This is a genomic window from Streptomyces sp. NPDC001843 (assembly GCF_042891955.1).
Taxonomy (GTDB): domain Bacteria; phylum Actinomycetota; class Actinomycetes; order Streptomycetales; family Streptomycetaceae; genus Streptomyces.
The window spans coordinates 401846-421208 of record NZ_JBIATQ010000004.1 but is presented as its reverse complement, the minus strand read 5'-3'; the positions used below and the strand labels follow the sequence as shown (position 1 = coordinate 421208).

Here is a 19363-nt window from a genome sequence, read left to right as displayed (position 1 = left end):
GCGGACCCGGTCCCGGCCCCGGGGCTGCCGGGGCCGGGCGCTGAGCGAGCTGCCGGTCGGTGTTACTTCTTGAGGCCCCACTCGCCGGTGTTGTACGCCGGGCCCACGTTCGTCGAGTTGTTGCGCATGTTGACGAAGCGGGACTGGACGGCGAGGAACGTCGGCTTCTGGTAGAGCGGGAGCACGTAGGCGGCATCCGTCATGATCTTGTCCGCCTGGTTGAGCAGGGCCGCGGCCTTCGTCTGGTCGGTCTCGCCGACGGCCTGGCTGATCAGCTTGTCGACCTGCTTGTCGCTGTAGCCGCCGTAGTTGCCGCCGCCCCCGGTGGTCCAGGTCTGCTGGGCGTTGGCGCTCGGGAACGGGGAGGCGACCCAGGCGAAGACGATGATGTCGTACTGGTGCCCGGCCAGTACCGTGCCGAGGTCGGCCGCGCCGATCGGCTTGATGGTGACCTTGATGCCCAGGTTCGCCAGATCGCTCTGCAGGATCTGGCACTCGCTCTGCCGGATCTGGTTGCCGGTGGTGTAGCGGCAGTCGAACGGCCCGACCGCCTTGCCGTCAGGCGTCTTCAGGGCACTGCCCACCCCGGTGAACTTGGCGTCCGTGAGGTACTTCTTCGCCTTGGCCAGGTCGCCGGACCCCTGTCCGGTGGACGTCACCACGTCCTGGTAGCCGGCCTGCCCGGGCACGTAGTTGTGGTTGCCGAGCTGCTTCACGGCCGGGTCGAACTGGCCGACCGTCTTGGCCACGATGTCCTTGATGCTGATCGCCGTGAACATGGCCCGGCGCAGCGCCGCGTACTTGCCGAGCACCGGGTTGTGCAGGTTGAGGTCGAAGTGCTCCCAGGTCAGGCCGTTGCCGATGGTGTGGGTGACCCCCGGTATGCCCTTGACCTGCTTGACCAGATCCACCTCGGGCTGCGGATAGATGCCCTGCACCTCGTTGTTCTGCAGTGCGATCGGCTCCTGCGTGGCGTCCGTGATCACCTTGAAGATCAGCCGTTGCAGTGACGCCTTCTTCGCACCCCACCACTTGGGGTCGGGAACGTAGGTGGCGTGGTCGTTGTCGGCCCAGCTCTGCATCTTGTACGGGCCCGCGGTCGCGTACTTGCTCGGCGGGTTCTTCTGGAAGTACTGCCAGCCCTGTGTCATCTGGGCGGCCGTCATGTGCGCCGCGTCGCCGGTCTTGGCACCGGAGAGCTTCTCGGCGACGTGAGCGGGGTAGATCGGGTAACCGCCGCCGAAGAGCTGCTTCCAGTCGGAGAAGGGCTTGGACATCACGACGGTGACGGTCTTGCCGGCGTCGGAGCCGGTGACCGACTTGATGCGGTCGTAGCCCGCCGTGCTCTCCGGCAGGCAGCCCTTCGTCTGCGTCGAGTCACTGGCGGGGGGCGGCGGGCAGTCCTTGCCGTCGTTGGTGCGCCAGTAGTAGACGAAGTCGTCGGCGGTGATGGGCGTGCCGTCGTTCCAGGACGCCTTCGGGTTGATCTTGTAGACGATGGTCTGCGGGCTGGTGCTCGTCTGGCTCACCGAGGAGACCAGATCGGTGTTGAGGGCGACGGTGAAGTCCGGCTGGGGCACGAAGACCTGGGGCAGGACCGGCTCCAGGGCCTCGGCGTTCTCGAAGGTGTTGCCGTTGGTGTCCTGGACGTTCCACTGCTGGATGTTCTTCTCCAGCACGTAGGTGAACGTTCCGCCGGCCTTGGTGGCGCCGGAGTTGCAGGTGTTGGCCTTGCCCTGGGTCGAGCAGGACGCGAGCCCGGCCGAGGTTCCCTTGTCCGAACCGCTGCCCCCGCCGCCGGAGCCGCCGCAGGCGGCGAGGACCAGGGTGAGCCCGGCGGCCAGCGTGAGTCCTCTGACGAGGGCCGAGGATTGCGCGCGCATGTCCCTCCTTCGACCGGCGGATGTCCGGTCCTTTCGCAGCGGCCGACGGCCGCGAGGAAGTGAACTGCGCACTGACGTTAGAACGTTCGTGCAGGTTCTTCGGGATCCTGTTCATACCGGGACGGCGACAATTCACCCTCGCTTTCCCCTCAGAACCTCCCACGGCGGGCAAAGTCGGTCGATCGCGCCCTCGGAACGGCAAAATTTCAGCCAGCATGACCAAATCGGCGCATGTTCGCCGGAGCGTCAGCCGACCGGGACACCCGCCTCCAGATACAGCGCCGCCCCGCGCTCCCTCGCCCGCAGCGCCCAGCGCAGCCGCTCGTAGCGGACGGGTGGCAGCATGTCGGCGGCCTCCTGCTCGGTGACGAAACGCCAGTCGCGCAGCTCGGGTCCCGGCAGCAGCAGCCGCCCGGCCTCGGCGGAGTCCAGCCGCCCGCCGTCGAACAGGAACCGCAGCCCGCCGTATCCGGGGGGCGCCGGCCGCTCCCAGTCCACGACGAGCAACCGCGGTACTTCGTCCAGTCGTATCCCCGTCTCCTCCGCCACCTCGCGCATACCGGCCCGGGCGGGTGCCTCGCCGGGTTCGACCACCCCGCCGGGGAACTCCCATCCGGCCTTGTAGGTGGGGTCGACCAGCAGTACCCGGTCCCGTTCGTCGAAGAGCAGGACTCCCGCGGCGAGGGTCGCCGCGGTGGGCTCCGGGGTCTGCACGATGTCGCAGACGGGCACCTCCCCGCCGCCCACGGCCTCGGCGAGACGGACGGCCGTCTCGTACGGGGTGAGGGCGCTGGTGTCGACGGGATGGGCGTCGACGCTGAGCCACGAGGCCAGGGCCGCGCGATAGGGCTCGATGTGGTCGTACGACCACTGCCTTACCCGCATCTCACCGTCGGCGAGGTCCGGGGGAACCTCCCGCCCCGCTATTCGCTTACGCAGGATCGTTTCGGCCGGGGCGAGGAGGATGTGCCGCACAGCGATACGGCGGGCGGCGAGGCCGCCGAAGATCTCGTCACGGTACTCCTGGCGCAGCAGGGTCATGGGAACCACGAGGGTCCCGCCGAGCTCGGCGAGCATCGCGGCCGCCGTGTCGATCACGAGCCGTCGCCAGATCGGCAGGTCCTGGAAGTCGCCGACCTCGGCGAGGCGCTTGGGCGGCAGCAGGTGCGTGAGCGCTGCGCCGATGACCTCGGGGTCGAAGAGCGCACTGTTCGGGATCAGCTCGATCAGTTCCCGTGCGGTCGTGGTCTTCCCCGCACCGAAAGCGCCGTTGATCCAGACGACGGTCACGGACTCCCCCTCTTCTGTTGGCCCCCTGTGGCTTGCCCGCTCCACACTGCCACGGAAACCACCGCCAGTAGAGGGCGCGATGCCGCCGCCCCGCCCGACGGGACAGCGGCACCGCGCGGTACGACCGGCCGGACTACTGCTGGGACGGGGCTTCGCCGTCCGGGGCGGACCCTTCGCCGCCGATGCCCTTCTCGGCCGTCCCGAGGGTGTGGGAGACGTGCGGGTCCCCATGGACGTCGTGGTCGGCCGCGGGCGACGGGGTGACGGCGGCCACCACGAACCCGGTGGCGAGGGAGGCGATGGCGAGCATGCTGCGCTTCTTCATGCCCGGATCAACTGCGCAGGCGGGCCGGGGTCACGCGACTTCCTGCGGAGGAGTTCGACGCCCACATCGCCGGCACGATCCAGGTGGTCCCGAGTTGCGGTGAGCCGCCCCGGAGGGGCGTGACGTTTCTGCTCCGGTTCGGTCACACACCCGCCGCCGTCGCGTCCGGTTTGCGGGCCAGTGCGGCCGCGGCGGCACCCACGAGGCCGGCGTCCGTGCCCATCTGGGCGGGGGTCACGGTGAGGCCCTGGACGAAGGAGAGGGTCGCGTAGCCGGCGAGGGCCCTGCGCAGCGGCGCGAAGAGGATGTCGCCCGCCTTGCCCACGCCGCCGCCGATCACCGCGACGTCGATCTCGACGAGGGTCGCGGTGGCCGCGATCCCGGCGGCCAGCGCCTGCGCCGCGCGTTCGAAGGAGGCCACGGCGACCGGGTCGCCGGCACGGGCGGCGGCCGCCACCGCGGCGGCCGAGGCGTCGCCGTCCGGGCCCGGCCGCCAGCCGTTCTCGAGCGCGCGCCGCGCGATGTTCGGGCCGCTCGCGATGCGCTCCACACACCCGCGGGAGCCGCACGGGCACGGGTCGCCGTCGAGGTCGACGCTGATGTGGCCGATGTGGCCCGCGTTCCCGGTCGGGCCGGGATGCAGCCGCCCGTTCAGTACCAGGCCGCCGCCGACGCCGGTGGAGACCACCATGCACAGCGCGTTGTCATGCCCCCGGGCGGCGCCCTGCCAGTGCTCGGCCGCGGTGATCGCCACGCCGTCGCCGATCAACTCGACGGGCAGGCTTCCGGTGACCGCCCGGACCCGGTCGACCAGTGGGAAGTCCCGCCAGCCGGGTACGTTCACCGGGCTGACCGTGCCGGTGGCGGCGTTCACCGGACCGGCGCTGCCGATGCCGACGGCACTCGCACGCGCCCACAGGGGCGACCCGGTCAGCTCACCGAGCACCTCCTCCACGGCCCGCATGACGGTGTCGCCGTCCTCCCGGGCGGGCGTCGCGCGCTGCGCCCGCACCAGGATTGCGCCGTGGGCGTCCACCAGCGCTCCGGCGATCTTGGTGCCGCCGATGTCCAGCGCGGCCACGAGGTCGGTGTACATGAGTGTGATATCTCCCCATCAACCAGGTTAAGAAGGGCGGGCCGGTCGCGGTGGGGGCGCGGGCCGGAGATTGCGGTGGACAGTCTCTCGCGGGCCTGACAACGTTGTCTAGGTTCTATGCTCGACGCCACATCCTCATACAAACCGATGAGCGACGCACTACCCCCGTGGACAACAAGGACGACAGGACAGGACAGCGCATCGTGCCCGACACCATCCGCCGAGCGGATCATCCCTCCGGGAACCGCTACGGCAACCGTCCGACCATGAAGGACGTGGCCGCCCGGGCCGGCGTCGGGCTGAAGACGGTCTCCCGCGTGGTCAACGGCGAACCGGGGGTCACCCCGGACACCGAACGCCGGGTCCAGGAAGCCATCGAGGCGCTGGGCTTCCGCCGCAACGACAGCGCCCGGGTGCTACGCAAGGGCCGCACCGCGAGCATCGGCCTGGTCCTGGAGGACCTCGCCGACCCGTTCTACGGCCCGCTCAGCCGCGCGGTGGAAGAGGTGGCCCGGGCCCACGGCGCCCTGCTGATCAACGGTTCCAGCGCCGAGGACCCCGACCGGGAGCAGGAGCTGGCGCTGGCGCTGTGCGCACGACGGGTGGACGGCCTGGTGGTCATCCCGGCCGGGGAAGACCACCGGTATCTGGAGCCGGAGATGAAGGCGGGCGTCGCCACCGTGTTCGTGGACCGCCCGGCCGGGAACATCGACGCCGATGTCGTACTGTCCGACAACTTCGGTGGCGCCCGGACCGGTGTCGCCCATCTCATCTCCCACGGCCACCGCCGGATCGGGTTCATCGGTGACATGCCCCGTATCCACACCGCGGCCGAACGGCTGCGCGGCTACCGGGCGGCCATGGAGGACGCCGGGATCCCCGTGGAGCCGTCCTGGATGTCCCTGGGCGCCACCGATCCCCAGCGGGTGCGCCGGGCCGCCGAGGAGATGCTCTCCGGCCCCTCCCCCGTGACCGCCGTCTTCACGGGCAACAACCGGGTCACGGTGACCGTGATCCGCGTCCTCGCCGAGCACGGCCGCCGCGTCGCCCTGGTCGGCTTCGACGACATCGAGCTCGCCGACCTGCTCCAACCGGGCGTCACGGTCGTCGCCCAGGACGCGGCCGCGCTCGGCCGTACCGCCGCCGAGCGCCTCTTCCAGCAGCTGGACGGCACTCTCGTCGCTCCCGAGCGCATCGAGCTGCCGACCCGTCTGATCACCCGCGGCTCGGGCGAGCTGCCGCCGGCGAACTGAGCCGCCGGTGAAGGGCCGCACGCTCGAGGAACTCGGCCTTGCCGAGGTACCGCGCGAGAACCCGCTGAGCTACCCGGGCGCCTGGCCGGCCGACTCCGGGCTGCTGCTCGGGGACCGGATGCTGCCGCTCGACCGGCCGGTGCACGAGGACCGGACACCGGTCGTGGCGGTCGGCTCCAACGCCTGTCCCGGCCAGCTTCGCCACAAGCTGGCCCGGGCCGGGATCACCTCGGCCCTGCCGATGGTCAAGACGCGGGTGACCGGACTCGACGTGGGAGTCTCCGCGCACGTGAGCCGGATGGGCTACGTGTCCGCCTCCCCCGTCCGCGCGCCCGAGGTCTCACGGGAGTTGTTCGTCATCTGGCCGGACGCGCGGCAGCTGGCCGTGATCGACGCCAGCGAGGGCGTGCCGCTGCCCGGGGGCAACTACGCCCGCGCCTGGCTGCCCGCACCGGACGTGCGGATCGAGCCGGCGGACGGCCGCGCACTGCCCGGCGCGTATGTGTACGTCAACCGGCACGGCGTGCTGCACGACGGCACCGGAGCACCGCGCGCCCACCCCGGGCAGCGGGCGCTGCTCACCGAACTGCTGCTGGGATCGGCGCCGTTGCGGGAGCTGTTCGGCGTCACGGCCGAGCAGTTCTGCGCGCGGGCGCGCGCCGATGCCCGGCTGTGCGCACGGGGCACCCGGCTGTTCGCCGAGCACAAGTGGGTGACGGAGTCCGGGCTCGAACGGTATGTCCGCTGAGGGAGGCGGCCAGGGCCTGCCCGGCGGAACATGCCGCAGACGCGGGGCTGGGCACGCCCTCCCCCGCTCTCGGCTTCTCCCCCCACGCTCGAACGAGCTCGCATGGGGTCACCCCCATGCGCCCCGCTCACCAGCGCCGACGAGGCACCGCCCGTTTCCTGCGACCTGATCCGCCGGACAGGCCCCAGCGGGCCGGCTACCCGGCCGACGCCGTCGTGCCGCCCCGGCGCGGTGCCGCGAAGCTCTCCAGATCGGCCCGGGTCAGTCCGGTCGGCCGGGCCACTTCGGCCATGTCCAGGGCGCCGCAGTCCAGGCCGCGCAGGAGATAGCCGCTGAGGGCCTTGGCGGTGGCGGGTTCGTCCATGACGTCGCCGCCCGTCCGGCCGGCGTACCGGGCGAGGCGGGCGGCCGCCCGTTCGAAGCCCTCCCGGTAGAAGGCGAAGACGGCCGCGTAACGGGTGGGGAGGTGGCCCGGGTGCATGTCCCAGCCCTGGTAGTAGGCGCGGGCCAGGGCGCGGCGGGTGAGGCCGTAGTGCAGCCGCCAGGCGTCGTGGACCTTTTCGGTGGCGCCGACCGGAAGGACGTTGGTCGAGCCGTCCGAGACGCGTACGCCGGTGCCCGCCGCCGCGACCTGCATGACCGCCTTGGCGTGGTCGGCCGCGGGATGGTCACTGGCCTGGTGGGCGGCGGAGACGCCGAGGCATGCGCTGTAGTCGAAGGTGCCGTAGTGCAGTCCGGTGGCGCGGCCCTCGGCGGCCTGGATCAGACGGGCGACCGTGGCGGTGCCGTCGGTGGCGAGGACGGCCTGGCTGGTCTCGATCTGGATCTCGAAGCCGATCCGGCCGGGCTCCAGGCCGCGCGTCCTCTCGAACGCCTCGAGAAGCCGGACCATGGCGGTGACCTGTTCGGGGTACGTGACCTTGGGCAGCGTCAGCACGAGCCCGTCGGGCAGGCCGCCGGCCTCAGCCAGGCCGGTGAGGAAGACGTCGAGGGTGCGGATGCCCCGGTGGCGCACCGCGGCCTCCAGGCACTTCATCCGGATGCCCGTGTAGGGGGCCGCGGTCCCCTTCTCGTAGCCCTCCGCGACGATACGGGCCGCACGGGCCGCCGCCTCGTCCTCCTCGGCGTCGGGGCGGGAGCCGTAGCCGTCCTCGAAGTCGATCCGCAGGTCTTCGACCGGCTCGCGTTCCAGCTTGGCGCGGACCCGGTCGTACACGGGGGCGGCGAGTTCGTCGCCCAGGCCGAGGACGGCGGCGAGGGAGGCGGCGTCCGGGGCGTGTTCGTCCAGGGCCGCCAGGGCCCGGTCACCCCAGGAGCGGACGGTGTCGGCGGCGAAGACGTCGGCGGGGACGTAGACGGTGTGCACGGGCTGCCGGGTGCCGGGGTCTCCGGGGTAGCGGCGCTCCAGTTCCGCGTCGACTGGGGCGAGGGAGGCACTGATCTCCTCGGTGACGGCACCCGCGAGGCTGGTCGCCACCGGCTCCTGTCGGGCCTGACCCATGCCACAGCCTCCTGGTTTCCGCCTGACGGAATCAACAATCCGTAGAGCGAAGTTATCGGCGTGTCTTCTCACCGGTCAACACCGCGTCCACGGCCGGAGCCACCGTGTTCACTCCGGACGCCCAGAGATCCCCTGGGCCCTCTTTCGCGGGGCGGCCCACCCCTTCATCCTGATCCATCGGGAGGGAATCACATGCCGGACCCCAGCAGAATGACCCGCCGCGCGGGCCTGAGGACGACGCTGGCCGCCGCGATCACCGTGCCGCTGCTCGGTGCGCTGGCGGCCTCCGCCGCCGGGCAGACCAGCCGTCGTCTGGACGTCATGACGTTCAACCTGCGTGTGGCGGGCACCACCGAACCCAACAGCTGGGCCGTACGCCGCCCGGTGATGCGGGCGCTGTTACGCCAGGAGGCACCCCACGTCATCGGCACCCAGGAAGGCCTCTACCAGCCGCTGCGCGACATCCACTCCGATCTCGGACCGCACTACGACTGGATCGGCACCGGCCGCCGGGGCGGCAGCCACGACGAGGCCGTGGCGGTCTTCTACGACACCCGGCGCCTGGCTCCCGTCGAGCACGACACCTTCTGGCTCTCCGACACTCCCGAGGTCATCGCCTCGAACACCTGGGGCGCCGCACTCCCCCGTATCGCCACCTGGGTCCGCTTCCGTGATCTGCACGACGGCGGGCGGGAGTTCCACCTCCTCAACACCCACCTCGACCACCGCAGCCAGTACGCCCGCGAACGTGCCGCGGCGCTCATCGCGCAGCGGATCACGGAACTCGGACTTTCCCGGCCGTTCCTGGTGACCGGCGACTTCAACTCGGCGGCCCACGGGAACCAGGTCTACGACACACTGCTGGGCGCCGGACTCGTCGACACCTGGGACGCGGCGGCCGAGCGGGGCGAGGCGTACGGGACCTTCCACGGCTACCGGCCGCTGACCCCGGGCGGCGACCGCATCGACTGGATCCTGGCCGGCCCGGGCGTCACCGCACACCGGACGGCCGTCAACACCTACGCGCGCGACGGCCAGTTCCCGAGCGACCACCTTCCCGTGCAGGCCTCCGTGACCCTGGGGTGAACGAGGCCCCCGTGACCGGCGCGGTCACGGGGGCCTCGTACAGCCTGGCGGCGATCAGCCCTTGCGGGCCTTGATCTCCTCGGTGAGCTGCGGGACGACGTCGAAGAGGTCGCCGACGACGCCGTAGTCCACCAGGTCGAAGATCGGGGCCTCGGCGTCCTTGTTGACGGCCACGATCGTCTTCGAGGTCTGCATACCGGCGCGATGCTGGATGGCGCCGGAGATGCCGTTGGCGATGTAGAGCTGCGGCGAGACCGACTTGCCGGTCTGGCCGACCTGGTTGGTGTGCGGGTACCAGCCCGCGTCCACCGCGGCACGCGAGGCGCCGACGGCCGCGCCGAGGGAGTCGGCCAGCGCCTCGATGATCGAGAAGTTCTCGGCGCCGTTGACGCCACGGCCACCGGAGACCACGATCGCGGCCTCGGTCAGCTCCGGGCGGCCCGTCGACTCACGCGGCGTGCGGCCGGTGACCTTGGTGCCGGTCGCCTTGTCGGAGAAGGACACCGACAGCGCCTCGGCAGTGCCGGCGGCCGGGGCGGCCTCGACGGACGCGCTGTTCGGCTTGACCGTGATGACCGGGGTGCCCTTGATGACGCGGGACTTGGTGGTGAAGGACGCGGCGAACACCGACTGGGTGGCCACCGGGCCCTCGTCGCCGGCCTCGAGGTCGACGGCGTCGGTGATGATGCCGGAGCCGATGCGCAGCGCCAGACGGGCGGCGATCTCCTTGCCCTCGGCGGAGGACGGGACCAGCACGGCGGCCAGGGAGCCCCCGGCGGACACCACCTCGACGGCGGCCTGCAGGGCGTCCACCTTCGGGACGACCAGGTACTCGGCGTACTCGGACGCCTCGTGGGTGAGGACCTTCACCGCGCCGTGCTCGGCGAGGGCGGCCGCGGTGTCGGCGGCGCCGTTGCCCAGGGCGACGGCGACGGGCTCGCCGATGCGGCGGGCCAGCGTCAGCAGCTCCAGGGTGGGCTTGCGGACGGCACCGTCCACGTGGTCGACGTAGACGAGGACTTCAGCCATGGGATTGCTCTCCTGCGAAACGAAGTTGAGGGGCGGTCAGCGACTCAGGGGGCCTTAGATGAACTTCTGGCCCGCGAGGAACTCAGCGAGCTGCTTGCCGCCCTCGCCCTCGTCCTTGACGATCGTGCCGGCCGTGCGGGCCGGGCGCTCGTTCGCGGCCTCGACCTTGGTGAAGGCGCCGTCCAGGCCGACCTCCTCGGCCTCGATGTCGAGGTCGGACAGGTCCCAGGACTCCACCGGCTTCTTCTTGGCGGCCATGATGCCCTTGAAGGACGGGTAGCGCGCCTCGCCCGACTGGTCGGTGACGGAGACGACGGCCGGGAGCTGCGCCTCGAGCTGCTCGCTGGCGGCGTCACCGTCGCGGCGGCCCTTGACGGTGCCGTCCTCGACCGAGACCTCGGACAGAAGCGTGACCTGCGGGACGCCGAGGCGCTCGGCGACCAGCGCCGGTACGACGCCCATGGTGCCGTCGGTGGAGGCCATGCCGGAGATCACCAGGTCGTAGCCGGCCTTCTCGATGGCCTTGGCCAGCACCAGGGAGGTGCCGATGGCGTCGGTGCCGTGCAGGTCGTCGTCCTCGACGTGGATCGCCTTGTCGGCGCCCATGGACAGCGCCTTGCGCAGCGCGTCCTTGGCGTCCTCCGGGCCGATGGTCAGCACGGTGACCTCGGCGTCGTCGGCGTCCTCGGCGATCTGCAGGGCCTGCTCGACCGCGTACTCGTCCAGCTCGGAGAGCAGACCGTCCACGTCGTCCCGGTCGACGGTCAGGTCATCGGCGAAGTGCCGGTCGCCAGTGGCGTCGGGCACGTACTTCACAGTGACAACGATCCTCAAGCTCACGCCGGCTCTCCTACTGCATCGTCTTTTCCGGTCTGCCTCTTGCAGGCAGCATAGGCGCCTCAAGCGGCCGATCCCGGTCGGGGCGACCGCGCGCTCCGAACGAAATATTACTCGTCAGTACACCCAGTTCGTTCCCGCTAAGCAAGCGCTTTGAACTGTGACCTTCGCAACGCAGCGTAACCGGAATCGGACCGCTTCGCAGGAGTGGCGAGCGTGATCAATCCCGCAGACCGCTGAAGCCGCCCTGGTGGTAGAGCAGAGGCCGGCCGTTGCCGGTGGGGTCGCCGAGGAGGACTTCGGCGAGCACGATGCGGTGGTCCCCGGCTGGGATCCGCCCCACGATCCGGCAGACCAGCCAGGCCGGCACGTCGTCCAGCACCGGCACCCCTTCCGGGCCCTCGCGCCAGGCGGTGGGCGAGCCGAACCGGTCGGCGCCGCTGCGGGCGAAGGTGGCGGCCAGCTCCTGCTGGTGTTCGCCGAGTATGTGGACGCCGACGTGGTCGGCCTCCGCCATGACGGGCCAACTGGAGGCCCCGGTGCCGACGCCGAAGGAGAGCAGCGGGGGCTCGGCGGAGACGGAGGCGAGGGAGGTGGCGGTGAAGCCGACCGGACCCGCGTCACCGGCGGCGGTGATCACCGCGACGCCCGCGGCGTGCCGGCGGAAGGTGGCCCGCAGGAGGTCGGGCGAGGCGAGCTGGATGGTGCCGAGATCGGGTGTGGCCGTCATGGAGTTGTCCTTCTCCGGGTGGTGGCGTGGGTGTCCGTCGCTGCTCAACGGCCCGGACAGCGCGCGCTCGCGGTGCGGGCCAGGTCGACGTGGACCCGTCCGAAGAGAAGGAGTTCCGTAGGCATGCGGTCAGGCTGACGATGGTTGGCACGCGCAGTCAAGTACGTCCTGCGATCCGGCAGGTGCCTCGTCGTCATGGGCCCGACCGTCACACGGCCTCCCCGAGCGCCGCTATCACATCGGCCTTGCGCGGCTGGCCGGTGGCACGCCGCACCACCCGTCCCCCGGCGTCGAGCACCAGTACGGTGGGGGTCTTGAGGATCTCGAGCTCGCGCACGAGGTCCAGACGCGCCTCGGCGTCGATCTCGACGTGGGTGACGCCGGGGACCATCCCGGCTACCTCGCCGAGCACCCGCCGGGTCGCCCGGCAGGGCGCGCAGAAGGCACTGGAGAACTGTACGAGCGTTGCCCGCTCGCCGAGTTCGCCGCCCAGCTCGGCCACCCCGAGCCGCTTGCCGTCGTCCCGCCCGCGCACCCGCACTCTCCCGCTCCGCCGCCGCTGCAGCACTCCGTAGACGCCCGCCACCACGAGCGCCGCGACGCACACCACCAGTCCGGTCATCACCTGCACAAGCATTCACGAGACTGCAAAGATTCCCGCCTCCCCGGCGGGTTTCCCATGCGGAATGCTTGATTCATGGACATCGACGTGAGGGGGCCGCGCTTCGGCGCGGCCGTGACGACTGTCGTGCTGGCGGTGGTGCTCGTCACCGGGAGCGCGTGGCTGCTGGCCTGGCAGACCCTGGCGTTCGCGCTGGGTGCGGCCGGGGGCGTGACCCGGTCGCCGTACGGCCTGCTGTTCCGGAAGGCGGTGCACCCGCGGATCGGCCCGCCGACCGAGTTCGAGGGACCTGAACCGCCGCGGTTCGCACAGGCGGTGGGCCTGGTCTTCGCGGGACTCGGTCTGGTCGGGTACACGCTCGGGCCCGAGTGGCTGGGACTCGCGGCGACGGGCGCGGCGCTCGCCGCGGCCTTCCTGAACGCGGCGTTCGGTTACTGCCTGGGCTGCGAGATGTTCCTGCTCATCCGGCGGGTCACGGTACGTACGCAGTAAAGGGGACTTAAAAGGCCGAGGTGGATCATAGGCCGACGTGACGAGAATCTCGCCGCGGCGGGGCGTCAGGGCTGGCTCCCCGACCGTTCTTCGGGCACGATCTGCGAGACGCCGTAAACCTACGGCTGCGTAACCTCCCGCCGGGAGCCCCCTTTCCCAGGCAGAGCAGAAAGGGCCCACCCCGCCCATGGCAGAGCTGGTCTACCGTCCCGTCATCGGTCTCGCCCAGACGTTGTTCAAGGCCTGGGACCTCAAGATCGACTGCAGAGGGTCGGAGAACATCCCGCGCGCGGGCGGCGCTGTGCTGGTGAGCAATCACATCAGCTATCTGGACTTCGTCTTCAACGGCCTGGCGGCGCTGCCGCAGAAGCGGCTGGTGCGCTTCATGGCGAAGGAGTCCGTCTTCCGTCACAGGATCTCCGGCCCGCTGATGCGCGGCATGAAGCACATCCCGGTGGACCGCAAGCAGGGCGAGGCGGCGTACGCACACGCTCTCGACTCGCTGAAGTCCGGTGAGATCATCGGCGTCTTCCCGGAGGCGACGATCTCGGAGTCCTTCACCCTGAAGAGCTTCAAGTCCGGTGCCGCGCGCCTGGCCCAGGAGGCGGGCGTGCCGCTCGTCCCGATGGCGGTGTGGGGTACGCAGCGGCTGTGGACCAAGGGTCACCCGCGCAATCTCAAGCGCAGCCACACCCCGATCACCATCCGCGTGGGCGAGGCGTTCGAGGCCTCCCGCGAACAGTACGCGGGCGCCATCACCCGCCGACTGCGCGAGCGCGTGCAGGAGTTGCTGGAGGCGGCCCAGCGCGCCTACCCCGGCCGCCCGAAGGGCCCGGAGGACTCCTGGTGGCTCCCGGCCCACCTCGGCGGCACCGCCCCGACCCCTGAGGCGCTCAAGGCGGCAGAGGCCCACTGACGTCCCGGAGCCTGCCGGGAACCACCGCGCGCCCCTGATCGTCCATGGACTTCGGGTGCTCTTCGGAACGCCGCCGGAGGAAGGGTTCGCACTCGGAACCGAGGTGGTAGGGGCGGGATGGCATGGCTGCGCAAGTACTGGTTGAAAGTCTTCCTCCTGACGCTGTCCAGCATCCTGGCCGCCGCGGTGTTCGTCGCCTCGGTGGTGGCCGGCGACGACCAGTACCAGGACCGCGACACCGTCCTCTGGCTAGGAGCCGTGCTGGCCCTGATGGTCGTCCTGGTCACGGCGAGTGAGACCGCCCTGAACGAGCGCGAGAAGACCAAGGCGCGGAACGAGGCCAGCAAGACGGCGGCTGAGCTGCGGCTGCTCTACAACGACGTACTGGCCCAGCTCTCCAAGCCACTCGGCAGACTGGCGCAGGAACACGCCAAGGCGTACCAGGCGACCGGTGCGATCCCACCGACCCCCCTGGTGACCGCCCGGTCCGGCGAGACCGTCACGATCCGCCGGTCCATACTCGTCGGTGCCGCCACCCTGACGGCGCCGCTGGATTCCGCTGGGCTGCCCACGGCCCGCAGCGCCTTCTACCGTCTGACGAACCGCGCGCAGCACGAGTTCACGCTCGTCGACTGGGCGGGCCGCCCGTCCGCGCCACGCGCGAAGATGGACGGGTCCGCCGGCAGTCACTTCCTGCACGACATCCTGGAGAACAGAGCCGCCTACCACGCCGGGGCGGCGACGGGGCTGGTCAGCGTCGTCGTGCAGACCGGCGCCGACTACCGGTCCGTCATCGCCGTGCCGGTCCTGGCCGGTTCCGAGGAGTTCGGTGTGCTCGCGGTGGACGCCCCAGGTGCGGCGGACCTGACGATCCCACATGTCCGCCTGCTGCAGTGCCTGGCGGACCTTCTCGGCGCTACTCTTGCGCTGAACTGAACGGGAGACGGCATGCCGGCCACCACGCCTCGCCCCAGCCTCAACATCCTGCGCCTGCTGCGTCGTCGCCCGCCGGATGACCCGGAGCCGCCAGAGGGAATGCGGCACGTCCGGGAGACGCGCGCGATGGCTGACGCGCGCAGGCGGTACGAGGAGCAGGCGCGCGAGGAGTTCGACGAGCGGGTCGCCCGGGCGAGTGGAACGTTCGGGTGGGAGACCTTCAGTCTGTTCATACTCACCGGCGGGGCACTGGCCTGCGCCCTGCTGGGCACGATGCGCGGCGCGATCTGGTGGGCGTACCCGCTGGGCGGTGTGGGTGCACTGTGCCTGATCATGCTGCTGCTCAGAGGGCTCTGGTCGCGCCGCCGCCGCGGCCGCTCCCGCATGCGCGCGCCGCGGGACTGAGCGGGCCGCCCAGGAGCGCCGGGGGCAGGGTCCGCCACAGGTGGGAGCGGTCGGGGGCCGCCCTGAGGGCGCGCAGGACGGCCGGGTGCGGGGCGGCGTACAGAAGCGGGTAGTCTCGCTCACCCGAACCGGGATCCGGCTCGAAGGCCAGCCGCTCCCCGTTCAGGGAGAACTGCGCGTCCACTCCGGGTTTGTTCCCGCGCGGGTCCTGCCGGTGCCAGGCGCCGTTGAAGCGCACGGCGACCAGGCCGTGGACCGTCTCGAACTTCTGGTAGCAGAGCGCAGTGGGGATGTCCTCGGCCCGCAGCAGTGCGGCCAGCGCGTGCGCCTTGGCGTAGCAGACGCCGGTGCCCTGCTCCAGCACGTCCGAGGCGCGCCAGGTGACACGCGGGTCGCCGGCGTCCTGGGAGTGCGGGATGGTGTCACGCACGAACTCGAACGACAGGCGTGCATAGGAATACGAGTCGTCGGCGTTCCGGGCGAGCCGCGCTGCCGTCTCCCGGACCAGCGGATGGTGGTGGTCGATGGCCTCGTCGGCGGCGAGATAGGCCGAAAGGTCAGGCGTCTCCTGGATCAGCTCCATGCCCACAGAGCATAGAAATGCGATCACCCCAGAGTCAATGACTTTTCGGGGTACCGCATATCTATGCATACAGGCGCTCTACACAGAAGCACAGTGCGCGGAGTGCTAGCGCGCCATCTCCTCCTTGACGGCCGCCACGAACGCGTCCACGTCCTCGTCCGTGGTGTCGAAGGAGCACATCCACCGGACCACGCCCGCGGCCTCGTCCCAGAAGTAGAACCGGAACCGCTTCTGCAGGCGCACGCTCACCTCGTGCGGGAGTCGGGCGAAGACCCCGTTGGCCTGGACGGGGTACAGGATCTCCACGCCGTGCACCGCCCGCACGCCCTCCGCCAGCCGCTCGGCCATCTCGTTGGCGTGGCGGGCGTTGCGCAGCCACAGGTCCCGGGCGAGCAGGGCCTCGAACTGCACCGACACGAAGCGCATCTTCGAGGCGAGCTGCATGGACATCTTGCGGATGTGCTTCATCCGGCGGACGGCGTCCTGGTTGATGACCACGACCGCCTCGCCGAACAGCGCGCCGTTCTTCGTCCCGCCCAGCGAGAGGACGTCGATCCCGACCGCGTTGGTGAACGTCCGCATCGGAACGTCCAGGGAGGCCGCCGCGTTGGCCAGCCTGGAGCCGTCGAGATGCACCTTCATGCCGTGGGCGTGGGCGTGGTCGCAGATCGCGCGGATCTCGTCCGGCGTGTACACGGTGCCCAGCTCCGTGCTCTGGGTGATCGACACCGCCTGGGGCATGGCCCGGTGCTCGTCCTCCCAGCCGTACGCCTGCCGGTCGATCAGCTCGGGGGTGAGCTTGCCGTCCGGGGTGGGCACGGTGAGCAGCTTCAGGCCGGCCATGCGCTCGGGGGCGCCGCCCTCGTCGACATTGATGTGCGCGCTCTCGGCGCAGATCACCGCGCCCCAGCGGTCGGTGAGCGCCTGGAGCGCGACGACATTCGCGCCGGTGCCGTTGAAGACCGGGAACGCCTCCGCGGTGGCGCCGAAGTGGCTGCGGATGATCCGCTGGAGGTGCTCGGTGTAGTCGTCGTCGCCGTACGCGACCTGGTGACCGCCGTTGGCCAGGGCTATGGCGGCGAGCACCTCGGGGTGCACCCCCGCGTAGTTGTCACTGGCGAAACCGCGGACCTGCGGGTCGTGATGGCGACGGGCGTCGGTCCTCGGGGGGTTCACGGCTTCTCGGTCAGCCACAGACGGTGTCCGTTCACTTCGGCGGCGGGCTTGCTCCAGACGTCCACGATGGCCTCGGCCAGGTCCTTGACGTCGGTGAAGCCCGCGAACTTCGCGTTGGGGCGTTCGGCGCGCATCGCGTCGTGCACCAGCGCCTTCACCACCAGGATGGCAGCCGCCGACGTCGGCCCCTCGGCGCCCCCGGCCTTCTTGAAGTAGTCGCCGAGGGCCAGCGTCCAGGCCTCGGCGGCGGCCTTGGCCGCGGAGTAGGCGGCGTTGCCCGCGGTCGGCTTACTCGCGCCCGCGGCGCTGATCAGCAGGTACCGGCCGCGCTCGCTGCGCTGCAGGGCCTCGTGGAAGGCCAGCGAGGTGTGCTGCACGGTCTTGACGAGCAGCAGCTCCAGGAAGTCCCAGTCGTCGAGGCTGGTCTTGGTGAAGGTCTCGCTGCCGCGCCAGCCGCCGACGAGGTGGACGAGGCCGTCGACGCGGCCGAAGTCCTTCTCGATGTGCGTGGCCCAGTCGCGGGTGGACTGCAGGTCGAGCAGGTCGACCGTGTCCCCGGTGACGGTGGCGCCGCCCCCGGCGTAGCGGGCCGCGTCCACGGCCTCCGAAAGCCGCTCCGGGTCGTTGTCCGCCCCGACGACGGTCGCGCCGGCCTCGGCCAGCCTGCGCAGCGCGGCCCGGCCGGCGGGCCCACCCGCACCCGCGACCGCGATCACCGCACCGCTGAGAGCCCCGTTCCCCATTTTCTTCGCCTCCTGCTGAGCGGTGTTCGTACGGTCGCTCACGCGGCGACCCTCTCGGCGCCGTCCGCCGTGATGCCCTTGGTGGAGGCGATCACGTTCTTCAGCTTCTTGGACAGTGCCTCATAGAACATGCTCAGCGGAAACTCGTCCGGAAGCACGTCATCCACCAGCTTGCGCGGCGGCTGCGTGAGGTCCAGGGCGTCCGGGCCCTTGGCCCACCTGGACCCCGGGTGCGGGGCGAGGTAGGTGGAGACCAGCTCGTACCCGGCGAACCAGTGCACCAGCTTCGGACGGTCGATGCCGTCCTTGTACAGCTTCTCGATCTCGGCGCACAGCTGGTTGGTGACCTGCGGGGCGCGCTCCCAGTCGATGGAGAGCTTGTTGTCGGTCCAGCGGACGACGTCGTGCTTGTGCAGGTAGGCGAAGAGCAGCTGGCCGCCGAGCCCGTCGTAGTTGCGTACGCGCTCGCCGGTCACCGGGAAGCGGAACATCCGGTCGAAGAGCACCGCGTACTGCACGTCACGGGCCTGCGGGACGCCGTCCGCCTGGAGCCCCACGGCCTCCTTGAAGGCGGTGAGGTCGCAACGCAGCTCCTCCAGGCCGTACATCCAGAACGGCTGGCGCTGCTTGATCATGAACGGGTCGAAGGGCAGGTCGCCATGGCTGTGGGTGCGGTCGTGGACCATGTCCCAGAGCACGAAGGCCTCTTCGCAGCGCTTCTGGTCGTGGACCATGGCGGCGATGTCCTCGGGCAGTTCGAGGCCGAGGATGTCGACGGCGGCCTCGGTGACCCGGCGGAAGCGGGCGGCCTCGCGGTCGCAGAAGATGCCACCCCAGGAGAATCGTTCCGGCGCCTCGCGTACGGCGATCGTCTCAGGGAAGAGCACGGCGGAGTTCGTGTCGTACCCGGAGGTGAAGTCCTCGAACTTGATGCCGCAGAACAGCGGGTTGTCGTAGCGGGTGCGCTCCAGCTCGGCCAGCCAGTCCGGCCAGACCATGCGCAGCACGACCGCCTCCAGGTTGCGGTCGGGATTGCCGTTCTGGGTGTACATCGGGAAGACGACCAGGTGCTGCAGGCCGTCCGCGCGGTTGGCGGCGGGCTGGAAGGCGAGCAGCGAGTCCAGGAAGTCCGGCACGCCGAAGCCGCCGTCGGCCCAGCGGCGCAGGTCCGCCACGAGGGCCTCGTGGTAGGCGGCGTCGTGCGGGAGCAGCGGGGACAGTGCCGTGACGGCGTCGATCGCGCGGCGGACGGCGAGGCCGGCCTCGGCCGGGTCCGGCGCACCGTCGCCCTCGAAGTCGATCGATCCGTCCTTGGACTGCCATGGCCGGATCTGCTCCACGGCATCCTTGAGCGCAGGCCAAGCAGGGTGCTCGACCACCCTGGCCACGGAAGGAACCTGCTCTTCCGAACCCACCTGCACAAGAATTTCCGTCATGTCCCATCCTCCACGGGAGAACCTCGCGTAAGGACACCGTACGCATACGACGTTTCTCCCAGCAAGTAGGGAGGCGGGAAATTATCCTGCTACACCCCATGGTCACCGCTCTTTTTCCTGCCTGACATCGCATCAGCGCACACTTCCGCTGCGAGCGAAGGTATGGACGACGCCGAACGGGGTAGGAGTGCAGACCGCGCGGATCCAGCCAGTCGGTCAATCGCCGGGCCCGGCCGTCACCCCAGACGCGCGTGTACGTGGGGGTCCAACCCGAGG

The 19363-nt window shown here is 70.6% G+C and carries 20 protein-coding genes; 7 read left to right on the top strand and 13 right to left on the bottom strand.

Translation table 11 applies throughout. From position 1 onward, the window contains the following. Positions 1-62 precede the first annotated feature (62 nt). The 4 genes from ACFYZQ_RS13350 to ACFYZQ_RS13335 form a co-directional block, all read right to left on the bottom strand. A complete protein-coding gene (locus tag ACFYZQ_RS13350) occupies positions 63-1883 on the bottom strand; it encodes an ABC transporter family substrate-binding protein (protein WP_389145779.1) in 1821 nt (606 codons plus the stop codon). Between the two features lie 246 nt (positions 1884-2129). Then, positions 2130-3173, bottom strand: coding sequence for an NUDIX domain-containing protein (locus tag ACFYZQ_RS13345; RefSeq protein WP_389145776.1), 1044 nt, complete (start codon positions 3171-3173; stop codon positions 2130-2132). 133 nt (positions 3174-3306) lie between these two features. Continuing rightward, positions 3307-3498 (bottom strand): hypothetical protein, encoded by a 192-nt coding sequence (locus ACFYZQ_RS13340; protein WP_389145774.1) that lies wholly within the window; start codon positions 3496-3498, stop codon positions 3307-3309. A gap of 142 nt (positions 3499-3640) precedes the next feature. Next, entirely contained in the window at positions 3641-4594 is a 954-nt protein-coding gene (locus ACFYZQ_RS13335; protein ID WP_389145771.1) for an ROK family protein, read from the bottom strand. 203 nt (positions 4595-4797) lie between these two features. On the opposite strand from ACFYZQ_RS13335, the gene ACFYZQ_RS13330 reads away from it, so the two are divergent. Beyond that, a complete protein-coding gene (locus ACFYZQ_RS13330) occupies positions 4798-5847 on the top strand; it encodes a LacI family DNA-binding transcriptional regulator (RefSeq protein ID WP_389146241.1) in 1050 nt (349 codons plus the stop codon). 7 nt (positions 5848-5854) lie between these two features. Next, positions 5855-6595 (top strand): hypothetical protein, encoded by a 741-nt coding sequence (locus tag ACFYZQ_RS13325; RefSeq protein ID WP_389145768.1) that lies wholly within the window; start codon positions 5855-5857, stop codon positions 6593-6595. A 196-nt stretch (positions 6596-6791) separates the two neighbouring features. Here ACFYZQ_RS13325 and ACFYZQ_RS13320 read toward each other — a convergent pair whose 3' ends face one another. Beyond that, positions 6792-8096, bottom strand: coding sequence for a DUF6986 family protein (locus ACFYZQ_RS13320; protein ID WP_389145766.1), 1305 nt, complete (start codon positions 8094-8096; stop codon positions 6792-6794). A 192-nt stretch (positions 8097-8288) separates the two neighbouring features. On the opposite strand from ACFYZQ_RS13320, the gene ACFYZQ_RS13315 reads away from it, so the two are divergent. Continuing rightward, positions 8289-9182, top strand: a complete 894-nt coding sequence (locus ACFYZQ_RS13315; RefSeq protein WP_389145763.1) for an endonuclease/exonuclease/phosphatase family protein — start codon at positions 8289-8291, stop codon at positions 9180-9182. Positions 9183-9236: 54 nt separating this feature from the next. Here the strand turns inward: ACFYZQ_RS13315 and ACFYZQ_RS13310 are convergent, their stop codons facing one another. The 4 genes from ACFYZQ_RS13310 to ACFYZQ_RS13295 form a co-directional block, all read right to left on the bottom strand. Beyond that, positions 9237-10211, bottom strand: coding sequence for an electron transfer flavoprotein subunit alpha/FixB family protein (locus ACFYZQ_RS13310; RefSeq protein WP_389145761.1), 975 nt, complete (start codon positions 10209-10211; stop codon positions 9237-9239). Positions 10212-10265: 54 nt separating this feature from the next. Then, on the bottom strand, positions 10266-11051 hold the full coding sequence (locus ACFYZQ_RS13305; protein ID WP_388790693.1) for an electron transfer flavoprotein subunit beta/FixA family protein: 786 nt from the start codon (positions 11049-11051) through the stop codon (positions 10266-10268). A gap of 217 nt (positions 11052-11268) precedes the next feature. Then, entirely contained in the window at positions 11269-11778 is a 510-nt protein-coding gene (locus ACFYZQ_RS13300; RefSeq protein ID WP_389145759.1) for a flavin reductase family protein, read from the bottom strand. 208 nt (positions 11779-11986) lie between these two features. Continuing rightward, positions 11987-12400 carry a TlpA family protein disulfide reductase gene (locus tag ACFYZQ_RS13295; RefSeq protein ID WP_389146238.1) on the bottom strand — a complete coding sequence of 138 codons (414 nt, stop codon included), beginning with the start codon at positions 12398-12400 and terminating at the stop codon, positions 11987-11989. Positions 12401-12475: 75 nt separating this feature from the next. On the opposite strand from ACFYZQ_RS13295, the gene ACFYZQ_RS13290 reads away from it, so the two are divergent. The 4 genes from ACFYZQ_RS13290 to ACFYZQ_RS13275 all read left to right on the top strand — a co-directional run bounded on the left by ACFYZQ_RS13290 (position 12476) and on the right by ACFYZQ_RS13275 (position 15149). Continuing rightward, positions 12476-12892: a DUF4395 domain-containing protein gene (locus ACFYZQ_RS13290; RefSeq protein ID WP_389145756.1), complete on the top strand. Its 417-nt coding sequence runs from the start codon at positions 12476-12478 to the stop codon at positions 12890-12892. Between the two features lie 187 nt (positions 12893-13079). Continuing rightward, positions 13080-13808 (top strand): lysophospholipid acyltransferase family protein, encoded by a 729-nt coding sequence (locus ACFYZQ_RS13285; protein WP_389145754.1) that lies wholly within the window; start codon positions 13080-13082, stop codon positions 13806-13808. A 117-nt stretch (positions 13809-13925) separates the two neighbouring features. Further along, entirely contained in the window at positions 13926-14744 is an 819-nt protein-coding gene (locus ACFYZQ_RS13280) for a hypothetical protein (protein ID WP_389145751.1), read from the top strand. Positions 14745-14756: 12 nt separating this feature from the next. Beyond that, positions 14757-15149: a hypothetical protein gene (locus ACFYZQ_RS13275; protein WP_389145748.1), complete on the top strand. Its 393-nt coding sequence runs from the start codon at positions 14757-14759 to the stop codon at positions 15147-15149. Here the strand turns inward: ACFYZQ_RS13275 and ACFYZQ_RS13270 are convergent. From ACFYZQ_RS13270 to ACFYZQ_RS13255, 4 genes are all read right to left on the bottom strand, one after another. Further along, complete coding sequence (locus ACFYZQ_RS13270; protein WP_389145746.1) at positions 15088-15732, bottom strand: transglutaminase domain-containing protein; 645 nt, start codon at positions 15730-15732, stop codon at positions 15088-15090. The genes ACFYZQ_RS13275 and ACFYZQ_RS13270 overlap by 62 nt on opposite strands. A gap of 105 nt (positions 15733-15837) precedes the next feature. Continuing rightward, a complete protein-coding gene (locus tag ACFYZQ_RS13265) occupies positions 15838-16908 on the bottom strand; it encodes a threonine aldolase family protein (RefSeq protein ID WP_389145743.1) in 1071 nt (356 codons plus the stop codon). Next, positions 16905-17651 (bottom strand): SDR family NAD(P)-dependent oxidoreductase, encoded by a 747-nt coding sequence (locus ACFYZQ_RS13260; protein WP_388791321.1) that lies wholly within the window; start codon positions 17649-17651, stop codon positions 16905-16907. Before ACFYZQ_RS13260 ends, ACFYZQ_RS13265 begins: the two co-directional genes overlap by 4 nt. 38 nt (positions 17652-17689) lie before the next feature. After that, positions 17690-19087, bottom strand: a complete 1398-nt coding sequence (locus ACFYZQ_RS13255) for a DUF6421 family protein (RefSeq protein WP_389145740.1) — start codon at positions 19085-19087, stop codon at positions 17690-17692. Between the last annotated feature and the right edge of the window lie 276 nt (positions 19088-19363).

Coding starts and splice junctions, on each gene's coding strand:
- ACFYZQ_RS13350 (WP_389145779.1), bottom strand. CDS start 1,883: ATGCGCGCGCAATCCTCGGCCCTCGTCAGAGGACTCACGCTGGCCGCC.
- ACFYZQ_RS13340 (WP_389145774.1), bottom strand. CDS start 3,498: ATGAAGAAGCGCAGCATGCTCGCCATCGCCTCCCTCGCCACCGGGTTC.
- ACFYZQ_RS13335 (WP_389145771.1), bottom strand. CDS start 4,594: ATGTACACCGACCTCGTGGCCGCGCTGGACATCGGCGGCACCAAGATC.
- ACFYZQ_RS13320 (WP_389145766.1), bottom strand. CDS start 8,096: ATGGGTCAGGCCCGACAGGAGCCGGTGGCGACCAGCCTCGCGGGTGCC.
- ACFYZQ_RS13315 (WP_389145763.1), top strand. CDS start 8,289: ATGCCGGACCCCAGCAGAATGACCCGCCGCGCGGGCCTGAGGACGACG.
- ACFYZQ_RS13310 (WP_389145761.1), bottom strand. CDS start 10,211: ATGGCTGAAGTCCTCGTCTACGTCGACCACGTGGACGGTGCCGTCCGC.
- ACFYZQ_RS13300 (WP_389145759.1), bottom strand. CDS start 11,778: ATGACGGCCACACCCGATCTCGGCACCATCCAGCTCGCCTCGCCCGAC.
- ACFYZQ_RS13295 (WP_389146238.1), bottom strand. CDS start 12,400: ATGACCGGACTGGTGGTGTGCGTCGCGGCGCTCGTGGTGGCGGGCGTC.
- ACFYZQ_RS13290 (WP_389145756.1), top strand. CDS start 12,476: ATGGACATCGACGTGAGGGGGCCGCGCTTCGGCGCGGCCGTGACGACT.
- ACFYZQ_RS13285 (WP_389145754.1), top strand. CDS start 13,080: ATGGCAGAGCTGGTCTACCGTCCCGTCATCGGTCTCGCCCAGACGTTG.
- ACFYZQ_RS13280 (WP_389145751.1), top strand. CDS start 13,926: ATGGCATGGCTGCGCAAGTACTGGTTGAAAGTCTTCCTCCTGACGCTG.
- ACFYZQ_RS13275 (WP_389145748.1), top strand. CDS start 14,757: ATGCCGGCCACCACGCCTCGCCCCAGCCTCAACATCCTGCGCCTGCTG.
- ACFYZQ_RS13270 (WP_389145746.1), bottom strand. CDS start 15,732: ATGGAGCTGATCCAGGAGACGCCTGACCTTTCGGCCTATCTCGCCGCC.
- ACFYZQ_RS13260 (WP_388791321.1), bottom strand. CDS start 17,651: ATGGGGAACGGGGCTCTCAGCGGTGCGGTGATCGCGGTCGCGGGTGCG.
- ACFYZQ_RS13255 (WP_389145740.1), bottom strand. CDS start 19,087: ATGACGGAAATTCTTGTGCAGGTGGGTTCGGAAGAGCAGGTTCCTTCC.